Annotated in this window: 13 protein-coding genes and 1 pseudogene; 9 read left to right on the top strand and 5 right to left on the bottom strand. The window is 52.2% G+C overall.

All coding sequences use genetic code 11. From position 1 onward, the window contains the following. Positions 1-34: 34 nt before the first annotated feature. The 3 genes from mdtM to NMD08_RS22405 form a co-directional block, all read right to left on the bottom strand. On the bottom strand, positions 35-1,276 hold the full coding sequence (gene mdtM / locus NMD08_RS22415) for a multidrug efflux MFS transporter MdtM (protein ID WP_370619088.1): 1,242 nt from the start codon (positions 1,274-1,276) through the stop codon (positions 35-37). Positions 1,277-1,599: 323 nt separating this feature from the next. Next, on the bottom strand, positions 1,600-2,250 hold the full coding sequence (locus NMD08_RS22410) for a LysE family translocator (RefSeq protein WP_370619086.1): 651 nt from the start codon (positions 2,248-2,250) through the stop codon (positions 1,600-1,602). 48 nt (positions 2,251-2,298) lie between these two features. After that, positions 2,299-3,114: an AraC family transcriptional regulator gene (locus NMD08_RS22405; protein ID WP_187253677.1), complete on the bottom strand. Its 816-nt coding sequence runs from the start codon at positions 3,112-3,114 to the stop codon at positions 2,299-2,301. A gap of 231 nt (positions 3,115-3,345) precedes the next feature. Between NMD08_RS22405 and NMD08_RS22400 the strand changes: the two are divergent. Next, positions 3,346-4,308 (top strand): annotated as a pseudogene (locus NMD08_RS22400) (Rpn family recombination-promoting nuclease/putative transposase). A gap of 26 nt (positions 4,309-4,334) precedes the next feature. On the opposite strand, the gene NMD08_RS22395 reads toward NMD08_RS22400, so the two are convergent. After that, the gene (locus NMD08_RS22395) at positions 4,335-5,747 is read right to left on the bottom strand and encodes a PLP-dependent aminotransferase family protein (RefSeq protein WP_187253678.1); all 1,413 of its coding nucleotides are present in this window, start codon (positions 5,745-5,747) and stop codon (positions 4,335-4,337) included. 177 nt (positions 5,748-5,924) lie between these two features. On the opposite strand from NMD08_RS22395, the gene NMD08_RS22390 reads away from it, so the two are divergent. The 8 genes from NMD08_RS22390 to NMD08_RS22355 all read left to right on the top strand — a co-directional run bounded on the left by NMD08_RS22390 (position 5,925) and on the right by NMD08_RS22355 (position 11,425). Further along, positions 5,925-6,089 (top strand): DUF1127 domain-containing protein, encoded by a 165-nt coding sequence (locus NMD08_RS22390; RefSeq protein WP_151224510.1) that lies wholly within the window; start codon positions 5,925-5,927, stop codon positions 6,087-6,089. A gap of 146 nt (positions 6,090-6,235) precedes the next feature. Next, positions 6,236-6,700: a MarR family winged helix-turn-helix transcriptional regulator gene (locus NMD08_RS22385; protein WP_151224511.1), complete on the top strand. Its 465-nt coding sequence runs from the start codon at positions 6,236-6,238 to the stop codon at positions 6,698-6,700. Between the two features lie 6 nt (positions 6,701-6,706). Then, positions 6,707-7,774, top strand: a complete 1,068-nt coding sequence (locus NMD08_RS22380; protein ID WP_151216647.1) for an HlyD family secretion protein — start codon at positions 6,707-6,709, stop codon at positions 7,772-7,774. Further along, positions 7,764-8,828 carry a DUF2955 domain-containing protein gene (locus NMD08_RS22375; RefSeq protein WP_370619084.1) on the top strand — a complete coding sequence of 355 codons (1,065 nt, stop codon included), beginning with the start codon at positions 7,764-7,766 and terminating at the stop codon, positions 8,826-8,828. The genes NMD08_RS22380 and NMD08_RS22375 overlap by 11 nt, the downstream gene beginning before the upstream one ends. A gap of 257 nt (positions 8,829-9,085) precedes the next feature. Next, positions 9,086-9,448: a tlde1 domain-containing protein gene (locus tag NMD08_RS22370; protein ID WP_061067169.1), complete on the top strand. Its 363-nt coding sequence runs from the start codon at positions 9,086-9,088 to the stop codon at positions 9,446-9,448. Beyond that, complete coding sequence (locus NMD08_RS22365; protein ID WP_370619082.1) at positions 9,448-9,954, top strand: hypothetical protein; 507 nt, start codon at positions 9,448-9,450, stop codon at positions 9,952-9,954. The genes NMD08_RS22370 and NMD08_RS22365 overlap by 1 nt, the downstream gene beginning before the upstream one ends. Next, the gene (tssD, locus tag NMD08_RS22360) at positions 9,955-10,446 is read left to right on the top strand and encodes a type VI secretion system tube protein TssD (RefSeq protein WP_370619080.1); all 492 of its coding nucleotides are present in this window, start codon (positions 9,955-9,957) and stop codon (positions 10,444-10,446) included. It abuts the gene before it with no gap. Positions 10,447-11,122: 676 nt separating this feature from the next. Then, the gene (locus NMD08_RS22355) at positions 11,123-11,425 is read left to right on the top strand and encodes a BrnA antitoxin family protein (protein ID WP_252838438.1); all 303 of its coding nucleotides are present in this window, start codon (positions 11,123-11,125) and stop codon (positions 11,423-11,425) included. Positions 11,426-11,488: 63 nt separating this feature from the next. Here NMD08_RS22355 and yjiA read toward each other — a convergent pair whose 3' ends face one another. Then, a complete protein-coding gene (gene yjiA / locus NMD08_RS22350; protein ID WP_116360619.1) occupies positions 11,489-12,445 on the bottom strand; it encodes a GTPase in 957 nt (318 codons plus the stop codon). Between the last annotated feature and the right edge of the window lie 10 nt (positions 12,446-12,455).

Raw genomic sequence — 12,455 nt, 5'->3', positions numbered from 1 at the left:
GCAGGCCAGATAAGCGTAAGCGCCATCCGGCATGTTAGCTCTCTGTGGCTAACGTCGTCGCCTCATGCTGGCGCACCCGTTTGAGCAAGGCTGCCAGCGTGAACACGACAGCGATCCCCGCCACAACCGCCAGCAGATGAAACGAGATCCTGCCACCGTTAAACCACAGCCAACGCCCGATTTCGACAGAAACCGCCATCACCGTCAGGATCACCATATTCAGTGACGCGGAAACAGTGCCCTTCGGTAAGTTGTTGGAAAAAAGCGTAAAACGAAACAGCGTTGGGAAGATCATTCCAATGCCAAACGCATACATGCTGGTTCCCAGCACCGACCACAGCCAGACGTGCGGCCACAGCAAATTACCCGCGATCAGCACCGCTAACCCGCTCAGCTGAACAGGCACGGCGCGCCAGATAAAACTGGGTTGGGTTGGATCCTTCACAAAACGAACCACCACCATATTGGCGACGATCACCGCACCAAATACCGGCGCCTGCGCCCAGGCAAACTGCGATGTGGTCATGCCGCCCGCATCAATCAGGATCACGGGTGAGACTGCCACCCAGCTCATCATCGGGATATAGCTTAGCGACAGCGTGGCTGCGCCAAACAGGAATACCCGGTTGCGGAAAACGTCGCGGAAATCGCGCAGCACGCCACGCGCGCTGAACGGCACCGCGCCGCGCTGGACGGTTTCCGGCATTGCCAGTAGCAGGCCAACGAAGGCGATAAGCCCCATGACGGCAATAATGGCAAACAGAAACTTCCAGTGGACAAAGTGCATTAGCGCAGCCCCGGAGAGTGGGCCAATAACCGGCGCAACCAGCACAATGGAGGTGATTACCGCCATCAGCTTAATGGCCTTCGTTTGCCCAAACGCCTCCTGCACCGTGACATAACCCACAGTGGCGATAAAGCAGATGCTGGTGCCCTGCACAAAACGCGCAACCAGAAATTGCGTCATTGAGGTGGTGAACAGCGTGGCCGCGCAGGCGAGCGTAAAGATTAACGCACCCGCAATCAGCACCGGTCGACGACCAATCCGGTCTGAAAGCGGGCCTAACAGCCATTGCAGCGCCATGCCGCCTGCCAGATAAAGGCTCACTGCAGCCGGTGCCAGGCTGACATCGGCGTTGAAATCGCGCACGACATTAATGATGCCGGGTTGGATCAGGTCCGTCGACAGATAGGCGGCGAAGTCGTACAGAATCAACGCGATGGGGAAAAATAGCGTCGTGGCGCGTTGGGAGAAAAACGCGAAAATCCGTTGCATAAAACAGCTCCTTGTCGGGAGAAAACCCTCAACGGGAATAGCGAAATTCAATACCGTCTTTTAGACGTCAGGCCGATGACAGAAAAATGCAGACTGCAAATGTACTGAATTTCATGTAATCAAAAACGCTGCCCGCGCAAGGCGCAAGCAGGAGAAACGTTTTCAGACTCGGGTCAGAAAACGTAACGATTACAGGTAACAATCAGCACATCGCACCTCGGGAAGAATTAGTTGAATGGATAATAGCCACCCAAAGTGTAATGCGGATTGGATATTAATTAAACGAGTTTATCCGCTTTATTTGCAGAAATTCATCTCGCTTATCAGAAAGTGATGCTCTGCAGAAAACGCAGCGCGATCGCACCGCCGAAGACAATCAGTACGCCCCCGGCGATATGCTCTACCCACAATATTCCTCTGGTTAACCGTCGCTGGATCTGCGGTAAACCTATGAACATAACGATCAACAGATCCCACACCAGCACCACGCTGGTCATCCAGATCCCGCTCACGGCTTGTTGCAGCAGCGTCACCGATGGGCCGAGCAGTGCGGTCATCAGCGCCAGATAAAACAGCGCATTTTTGGGGTTGAGCAACGACGAACCTAACCCCAGCAGCAGCTGTTTGCTAAATCCCGGGCAGGTAGACGGGGCGTCTGCTCCGGACAGGGTTTGCGGGCGGCTGCGTATTAGCAGGCTGCCTATCCACAATAAATAGAGCGCGCCCACAAGCTCAATAACCGTAAACAGCAGGGGACGTTGGCGCAGGATCCCCCAACCGATAATCGCCAGCAGGATATACAGCCCATTGCCTATGGCGATACCCACACACAGCCCGGTGCTACCGCGCATCCGGTAACGGGCGGCGTAACCGACCAGTAAAAAGAAGTCCGGCCCGGGGCTTAGCAGAGCGACAAAATGTGCCAGCGCCAGTGCGGGAAAAACCGATGGAAAAAGTACAGAAAGCAGTGACATAGCGACCTCAGAGAATGAACCTGCGATCACCCTACGCCTGGCATAACGCTATTTATTGTCTGAAATTGATCGTCCCAACGCGTACTGGCGCGGTGTTGCTGCGGTGTAGCGGACAAAGGTGCGGTGGAAATGACTCTGGTCGGCAAAACCGCTCTGATAGCCGACATCGGCAATCTCGTCCCCGGCACGAAGCCGCTGGCGGGCATAGTCAATCCGCAAGATATTCAGATAACTTGCAGGCGTGAGTCCTGTGTCCTGCTTAAAGGTACGGATCAGTGTTTCTTTACGCATGCCGCACTCTTGCGCCAGATTGTCCAGCGAGGGCGGAGCCAGCAGATTGGTCTGCAACCGTTCACGCAGATACTGGCTGGCGGTGCTTTGGTTTTCCGGTGTTACCGATTGCAATGGCAGCGAGCGCAGCAATGCTTGTGCGGCATCCGTTATCTGCGTCGTTTGCCGTTGCTGCATAAGCGCCACGAGGTTCATATAGTGCTGGAATAATTGCGGGTCGCGAATAACGGGATCGCGCGAGCAAAGCATTTGATTGTTGTTGAGCGCAGGCAGATGGACAAGACACCACCGGACATCAAGATAAAGCATGTGATAGCTGCGAAACAGTCCGTTCACGGGATTACAGCTGTGTGGCACCAATGGCGGGATCACAATCAGATCGCCCACTTTCAGGTGATAATCTTTTCCATCGCACTGGCTGCATGTTTCCCCCTCAAGAATCGCCCCAATCGAGAGCTGAGAGTGGTTATGACGCTTATAGGCCTGCTGGCTTTGCCAGGTGCTGCGTAGTTCCAGCCACGGGAGCTGTTCGTCTCGCCAGAACGATTGTGGAATATCCCGGGTATGCGTCACATCGTGTCCTCCCTGAAAGTGATGGTTTGTTATAACACAGGCCGTGCGGTCAAAAAGCGGGAATGCGCATTGAAATAGTGATTCTGCGTGATGCGTTCCAGACAATTGCAGACGTTACAACGGGACGTTTTTATCTCTGAAAACGTCTCGCAAAGAGAGAAAGTTGCAGGTGAGGGGGGCGGTTTTGCGGCGCTACAGTCACAGCATCTTATTCCCAGGTGACGGATCGCCATGAACAAAACACCGACTTCCACGCCGCATGATGCGGTCTTTAAAACGTTTTTGCATCACCCTGAAACCGCTCGGGATTTTCTCCAAATACATCTTCCCGCTTCGCTGTGTGAACTTTGTGATTTTCAGACGCTGAAACTCGAGACAGACAGTTTCATTGAAGAGGAATTACGTGCGTACTATTCCGATGTGCTGTGGTCTGTGAAAACGACGGATGGGGATGGGTATATTTATGTCGTGATTGAACACCAGAGTACACCGAATGCGCATATGGCATTCAGGTTGATGCGCTATGCGGTTGCGGCCATGCAGAAGCATTTAGATGCCGGGCATCAGCAGTTGCCGCTGGTGGTGCCGATGTTGTTTTATCACGGCGCTAAAAGCCCGTATCCCTACTCGCTGTGCTGGCTGGATGAATTTGCCAGTCCGAAATTGGCTCGTCAGTTGTATGCTGCGGCATTTCCGCTGGTGGATATTACGGTTATTCCGGACGATGAGATTGTGCAACATCGGCGTATGGCGTTGCTAGAGCTAATATAAAAACATATCCGCCAGCGCGATCTTATGGGACTGGTTGAGCAAATTGTTTCTCTGTTAGTTACCGGACTGACTAATGACAGTCAGATAAAGACGCTGTTTAATTATATTTTGCGTACAGGCGATGCACCTCGATTCAGGGAGTTTATTCGTGGGGTTGCCGAACGTTCACCGCAGCATAAGGAGCATTTGATGACGATTGCGGACAGATTGCATGAGGCTGGATTTCAAAAAGGGTGGGTCGAAGGTCAGCAGGAAGGCCAGCAAAAAGGTAAACAAGAAGGTAAACAAGAAGGTCTAATTGAGGGGCAGCGAGCTGAGGCGCTCCGTATTGCACGCACCATGCTGGCAGACGGTATCGATATCAACACGGTACAAAGAATTACCCGACTTTCTGCTGAGGATATCCAGGGATTAAGCCACTAGACAGAGGCGAAACCGGGCGTACCGATTTACTCCATCGCCACCTTCACTGCTTCTCCGAGTTTTTGCATCACTTCCCGATGCTTCTCATCAGGCGGCAATGCGCAGTTGATGCGCACACAGTTGCGATACTTTCCGGATGCGGAGAACAGCGATCCCGGAGCGACCTGTATTTTCAACCGACAGAGCTGCTTAGCCACGCAGACCATATCAACCTGCAATGGCAGTTCGACCCAAAGCATAAAGCCACCTTTTGGTCGTGTAACGCAGATTCCACAGGGGAAGTATTCGCGCACCCAGCAGGTGTAGATTTCCATATTACGCTGATAAATCTGGCGCATACGCCGGACATGGCGATGATAGTGGCCTTCGCGCACAAAGGTTGCCGCTGCCAGCTGCGTGGCGGGAACATTGGTGCCGATAACGGCGTATTTTTTATGCAGAAGTTTGTCATGATAGCGGCCAGGAACAACCCAACCCACGCGCAGACCCGGTGCAACGGATTTGGTAAACGAACTGCACAACAGCACCCGACCGTCGATATCCCAGGAGTGGATGGTGCGCGGGCGCGGGTATTCTGTTGCCAGTTCGCCATACACATCGTCTTCAAAAATAACAATATCGTGCCGTTGGGCGAGGGCGAGCACAGCGCGTTTACGTGCATCCGGCATAATAAATCCGAGGGGATTATTGCAGTTGGGGACCAGGATCACGCCTTTGATGGGCCACTGATCCAGCGCTAATTCCAGTGCTTCAATACTGATGCCGGTATCCGGATCGGTTGGGATCTCAATAACCTTAATCCCTAAGCCGCGCAGTAGCTGCATCGTGCCGTAATAGGCGGGCGATTCTACGGCGACGATATCTCCTGGCTGGCAGACCGACAATAGTGCCAGCGACATTCCACTCTGGCTGCCGCTGGTGATCACGATATCATCCGCAGCCACCACCGATCCGCCGTCCAGCATCAGACGGGCAATCTGATTGCGCAGTTCACGGCATCCAGCCAGTTCGTCGTAGCCCAGCACCGCACCTAAATTGTGTTGCACCACGCGACTTAACTCGCGCCAGAGCGGTTTCAGGCTGGGTTGATTGATATCAGGGACGCCGCTGCTGAAAGGGATTATCGATTTATCTGCATGACCTGCCAGCATGCTCAGCACCTGATCCCACTGGGTTATCTCCACCGGACGCTGGACCGGGCGCGACATCAGCGGCACCGGCGGCTGCGCTTTTTGCGGCGCGACAAAGTAGCCCGAACGTGGCTGCGGGGTGATCAACTGCCGCTGTTCCAGCATCTGATACGCCTGCTGCACGGTGCTGATGCTCACCCCGTGTTCCTGGCTCAGGCTGCGCACCGACGGCAATTTCTCGCCATGGCGATACAGCCCCTGCTCAATGCGTTCGGCCAGCAGTGTGGCCAGATGTTGGTAACGCGTCATGCTGTATCCCTCGTTATTGCCATACAGATTGATAAACCAATACAGAACGGTGGAAAAAACCGTGTGCAGATACTGTTTTAATCAATCTGTATGTTAAATAAAAGTACTTTTTGAATCTGTATTGTCAGGCAGTAAATCCGAGAAGATAAAGCCTCTGACAAGGTGAGGAGGTGGGGTATGGAATTTCACGAGAACCACGCAAAACAGCCGTTTATTGGGTTGGTGCAGATCTGGCGGGCATACAAGGCATGGCGGCTGCGAGCGCAAACGCGGCGCGTATTGCAACAGATGAGCGACGAGCGGCTGCGGGACGTCGGGCTGCGACGCGATCAGGTGGAGTGATTTCTTTCATCGACAGAGGCTGGGGTTATCGCCCCGGTCTCTTTTGTATTCACGGCATTTATCAATTCATGCTTCTGAATGATGTGTTTCTTGATACTTACTCTGATAAGTATTATTTTCTTCTCAGTGATGAAGGGAAAATAAGCATGACTGAAGATGAACTGTTTGCCCGCCGCCCGATGGGAATGCGCATGGCGATGGTGGTGCGGCAGTGGCGGGCTATTATTGATGCAGCTATTACTGACACAGGCCTGACGCAGTCAAGCTGGACGGTACTGATGCAGTTGTATCAACTGGGAGATAACGTCTCGGTCAGTGAACTGGCCCAGGTGCAGGGTATTGAACTGCCGCCGCTGATGCGCACTCTCTCACAGCTGGAAAAGCACGGCTATCTGCTGCGTTCTACATCGCCTTATGACAAACGCATTCGCCTGCTCACGCTGACCGCGCAAGGCCGAGCAAGGCTGGAAGAACTCAACCGGGTGATTGAGAACTACCAACATCGCGTCACGTGTACCATCCCAGAAGCGGAGCTTGCCGCCTTCAGCGCGACCTTAAATCAACTCGCCTGCAATTTGCGGACAATCCGCGAAGAAGACAATCAACACTAAAAAACTATGATGACCCCAGAACAAAAATTTGCCCGTTGGGTAAGGGTGAGTATTGCCGCTTTCCTGGTAATATTCGCCTGGTTTATCGTTGCCGATATCTGGATCCCGCTGACGCCGGACTCCACGGTGATGCGCGTGGTAACGCCTGTTTCCTCACGCGTATCCGGCTACGTCTCGCAGGTACATGTCCATAACAATAGCCCGGTGAAAAAGGGCGACTTGCTGTACGAACTGGATCCGACGCCGTTTATCAATAAGGTCGAGGCTGCGCAAATCGCCCTTGAGCAGGCAAAGCTGAGCAACCAACAGCTGGATGCGCAGATCGCCTCTGCGCGTGCCAATCTGCGCACCGCGCAATTTAACGCCCGGAACGACAAGACCACCTTTGACCGCTATCAGCGCCTGAGCGCCATGCAGAACGTGTCGCAAGCCGATCTCGATAAGGTGCGCACCGCCTGGCAAACCAGCGAGCAGTCGGTGTCGGCGCTCAATGCCAATATTCAGAACCTGCTGATCCAACGCGGCGAGCGCGATGAAAACCGCAACGTGACGCTGCAAAAATACCGTAATGCACTGGAAGAGGCACAACTGAACCTCGGCTGGAGCAAAGTGTATGCACAGACCGATGGCACGGTGAGCAACCTCCAGCTTAGCCCCGGACTGTACGCCACCGCCGCCACGCCGCTGCTGGCGCTGGTCAGCCACCAGACTGATATCGTGGCCGACTTTCGTGAAAAAAGCCTGCGCCACACTCGCGTGGATACCGATGCCGCCGTGGTGTTCGACGCCATGCCGGGCAAAGTTTTCTCTGCCCGCGTCACCAGCAGCGATGCCGGTATTCTGGCAGGACAGGAGCTGGTTAATGGCCAGCTGTCGCAGCCGGAACAGTCCACCCGCTGGGTGCGCGATGCCCAGCGGATGCGTATTCACGTCGCGCTGAACGAACCGCTCGACTCGCCGTTGCCGACCGGGGCGCGCGCCACGGTGCAGTTGTATAACAGCGAGGGGATGTTCGCCCGCACTTTTGCCGGGGCGCAGATCCACCTCGTTAGCTGGCTGCACTATGTCTATTAACACGCTGGCCCACGTCTTTACGCCGCACGGGAATATTGTCTACACCGCCAATGATTTTCACCAGACTCTGCGTATTGCCGTTGCCGGAACGATAGCGCTGAGTATCTCGACCTTCTACAACGTGCAGTACGGCGTGTTCTTTGTGGTTTATCCGCTGATGTTGTTATCGCTGGTGCCGGTGTTCAACCGCCATGTGGCAAAACAGTTTGTGTTCAGCGCGGCGGTGAACTGCGTTGAAATGGTGCTGATTGTCGGCTATCTCCCACAATGGCCGCTGATTATGACGCTGGTGGTATTTGGCCTGTACGTGATGCGTTTTCGTTTGATGAGTAAAGGGCCGCTGTTTCTGTTCGGCTCAATGGGCGTGGTGTGCCAGAGCACGATGCTCAATTTTATGAGCTATCCCACCACCAACTGGCATACGCTGATGTTCTCCAATATGGAAGCCTGCGTCATGGCGGTGGCGCTGAGTGCGTTGTTGTATTATCTGATCCCGGACGTGGAGCCCCGCCAGCCGCCGCCGCGCATTGAAAAAGATGACGCCCGGGTTCGCCACGAGTCGCTGCTTTCCGGTTCGGTGGCGACAATGATTTTTGTGGTTTTCCAGATCTGTGACTTGAGTGATTCGCTGTCGGCGCTGATGGCGGGCATTTTGATCCTGTTTCCTATGCACTATCGCGGCGCGGTGTTGAGCTCTCTCTGGCGCGTGGTCGGCGTGGTCCTGGCTTGTCTGTACATTCTGCTGGTGCAACTGCTGGTGTATGATTTCAGCAATCATATGCTGTTGATGATGCCGCTGATTGGCCTTGGACTGGCGTTCAGCGCCCGCCTGCATGTAATGGAAAAAGTCGGTGCGGGCGTGGGTTTTGCCAGTATCACCACCATCGGCATTATGTTCGGGCAGAACCTGCATCCGGATCAGGACCTGGTATTCAGCGATCTCTACCGCATCACTTCCGTTACCGTCGCGCTGCTGGCCACGTTAACGATGGTATTTCTGGTGCACCGGGTTTTGAACTGCTTTGCGGCGACACGATTTGTGATCACCGAGTGAGTGGGGTTGTGAGTGCAGGATGGCGGCGTAAACGCCTTATGCTACCTACGAGAAAACGCTATTTCCAGGCCCGGTCACATCGCGTCACCGGGCAATTCAGATTGCCTGCTGCTTCACCGTTATCTAATTATTCAGAATAAGAGTTATTTGTTCGAAAAATAAAAATATATGAGTTATAAGTATTCTGAATTTTAATAATTGTGACCTTATGAACAAATTTAATTTTACGATTAAATTTTTAAAGGGGGTAAAATCATATGACATGGGAATATAAAGTATCGACAGGTATACTGAGCCATAACGGTGAGTTAATTGCTTATTGCTACAGTGGTGCCGGTGAATCAAAGGATAAACCAAACTGTGAACACATACGTAACAAGGGCCCCATTCCTCGAGGTATTTATTTTATTGCGGGATGGAATAATCACAAAAGCCCCTCCGCTATCATCCTTGAACCTATTGCAGGGACCAATACTTTTGGCAGAGATCATTTCGAAATTCATGGCGATAAAAAAGGGCTGCCACCTGGAACGGCATCTGCAGGGTGTATCATTATGAATGGACAAGATAAGCGCCAAACCATTTACGATTCGGGTGATACAATTTTGGTGGTAAGATAATGAAATTTATTATTATCTTCTTTCTGTTTATGCTTTCGGGTGCCTCCTGCGCTGCAGAGCATACTGCACCTCAGCTTCTGCAGATGATAAATGAAAAAGGAGCAAATGCTGTTGTACACACACTTTATAATGACAATGAATCAGAATGGTGGAACCATATTATTCCTGAAATTAGCAAAGGTAATAATGACTGGTTAACGGTGGCCAGTGCTCTGGAATCAGGAGTAGATGCTAGCACTGCGGAAGATTTGCAGGGGGCGGTATCTGAAGCCATTCCACATAACCCCGCCGGTGTTCTGGCTATTCTCAACGATAAGAGACCATTGCTGACTATTGAGCAGATATGTGCATTTGCCTCTTTCCCTGAGTCAGAAGAAGAAATGAATAAGCTATTTGTTAATTCCATCAGGGAAATGTATAAGATCAAAACGGCAGAAGGGAAACGGTGTATTGCGGTTATGATCAATACTGTCGAAAATTCTGTTCCATTTAATAAGTATTCATAAATGGCTATCCCTGGATATATGTCACTAATCGATGATGCTGGTAATGTTATCAAAGGTAGTGTGATGGTAAAAGACCGTGAAAATCAGATCGAGGTTTTAGGTTTGTATCATAATGTGAGTTACAACTCTGACTTGCATAATGGAAGGGTGTTGAGTAAACGTCAACATCGTCCATTTTTAATTGAAAAGGAAATTGATGCTTCTAGTGTGCTTTTGTATAAAGCATTAAGTACCGGAGAAACATTAAGGAAAGCGGCTATTGATCTCTATCGAATAAATGATGCTGGTCAGGAAGAGGTCTATTTCACGATAATCCTGGAAGATGTGAAAGTCGTTACGATTTTTTCACTGATGCACGATGTTAAAGATCCTTATTACGAAAAACAGACCCATCTTGAACTTGCTCAGTACCACTACAAGAAGATTACCTGGCACTATCATGATGGGAATATAGTCCACTCTGATGATTGGGATTATCGCTTAGGGTCTTGAGTAAATGGCTCTGGATAAAATGATGTCACGCAATCAATACACGGCGCTTATACTCCTGAGCGCCGCCTGGCATCTTAGAAGTTATCCCTGCTTGCGCGACTTCGCCGAAATTACGTCGATAAACTCCTGCACCTGCCGTTGCTTACGCGCGGACAGCTTGCACACCCGACGCAGCGACTGCAGTAACGCGGGCTCTTCCGGCTCCGGCAGTCTTCAAAGCCTTTCTTTGCTTTGGCTTTTTTCGTTGGTGCTTTGACCATGATGAACTCAATCAGGAAAAATTTGGGGGCTATTGTAGCGATAAAAGCGGCGAAATTCGCCCCCCTCACTCAATCTCCAGCTCATCAAACAGCGGTAAATCCACATTCTGCAACGCTTAACACGGATCGCTTTTTCGTGCCGGTGGCGCTTTTCCTGGCCTGGTTTGTCCGGCATCGGTGATGCGATAGCTCATGCCTTTACGGTTAACCATCCTCTGCCGGATGGCGGCTGCGCCTTATCCGGCCTACTAAAGTTCATCCTATCAACAGCAAAATGTGATGTTATTTCCAACAATTTCGCTATCATCATAAGATGATTGTAGATACATTTTTGTATATACAATTAGGGATGAAATACATGCCAATGGAGTTTGAATGGGATGCATACAAGGCACAAAGTAACCTGAGGAATCATTATGAACATGGTTAAGCATAAACGCGGCAGCGTATCCGCTCTGAGTGCTCAGCATGAGGCTGAACTGAAGGCGCTGGCGAATAAACCGGACGATGATATCGATTACAGCGACATTCCCGTGACCGAAGATAAGCAGTGGTCAGAGGCCACTCGCGGTCAGTTTTTCCGTCCGTTAAAAACGCAGGCCTCGGTGCGTATTGATGCCGATGTGATGGAGTGGCTGAAGCGCCCAGGAAAGGGGTATCAGACGCGTCTCAATGCCATTTTGCGCGAAGCGATGCTGCGCGAGCAAAATAAGAAATAGTCAGAATATACTGGGGCAGTGAGTGCCGGATGGCGGCTGCGCCTTATCCGGCCTACAAAAAATCTACTTCTTCAATCCCGCAAACGCGGCTCTGATCTCGTCTTCCGGCAGGTTAATGCCGATAAACACCAGCAGGCTGTGTGGTTGTTCGTCGCCCCACGGCCGGTCCCAGTCGGCGCTGTACAGGCGCTGGACGCCCTGGAACAGCAGGCGGTTTGGCTCGCCTTCAATCCACAGCATGCCTTTGTAGCGCAGCAGCTTCTCGGCGGATTCCAGCAGCAGGTTTTCCATCACTCGGGACACGTCGCTGATGTTTACCGGGTAATCCAGCTCGACGACGATCGAGGAGATATCGTTTTGTTTGTCGGCAATAAAGTGGAAGCGCGGTTTGGCGCTGACCACGTTCTCTTCCAGCATAAAACCGTTGGTGTCGAACAGCAGAGAGAGGTCGATATCGCCATGCGTGACGGTATACACCGGGGCGCGGGCGTTGATGCGCGCCAGGCGTTCACGCAGCTTTTCGCTTTCACCGGCTACGTCGGTTTTGGTCAGCAGGATGCGGTCGGCGTAGCCGACCTGCGACTGGGCGATGGTGAACTGGTTCATCTGCTCGTCGGCATGCACCGCGTCAACCAGCGCAATCACGCCGTCCAGCAGGTAGCGTTCGCAAATTACTTCATGGGAGAAAAAGGTCTGAATAATCGGGCCGGGATCGGCCATGCCGGTGCATTCGATCACCAGACGGTCAAAATTGATGGTGCCTTTGTCGAGGTTGTCGAGCAGATCGAGCAACGCGTCTTCCAGTTCGCTGGAACGGGTGCAACAGATGCAGCCGTTGGTCAGGGTTTTGATCTGCGTAGCGCGATCGCCAATCAGCTGATCGTCCACCGAGACTTCACCGAATTCGTTTTCGATAACGGCAATCTTGTAACCGTGCTGCTCGTTGAGAATATGGCGTAGCAGGGTGGTTTTACCCGCGCCAAGAAAACCGGTGAGTAGGGTAACTGCAATCGGGGTCATTCACTTCTCC

The sequence above is a fragment of the Citrobacter meridianamericanus genome (assembly GCF_041320245.1).
GTDB classification, from domain to species: Bacteria; Pseudomonadota; Gammaproteobacteria; order Enterobacterales; family Enterobacteriaceae; genus Citrobacter; species Citrobacter meridianamericanus.
Note: the sequence above shows the minus strand (reverse complement) of the source record. Positions and strands in the feature narration are given on the sequence as shown.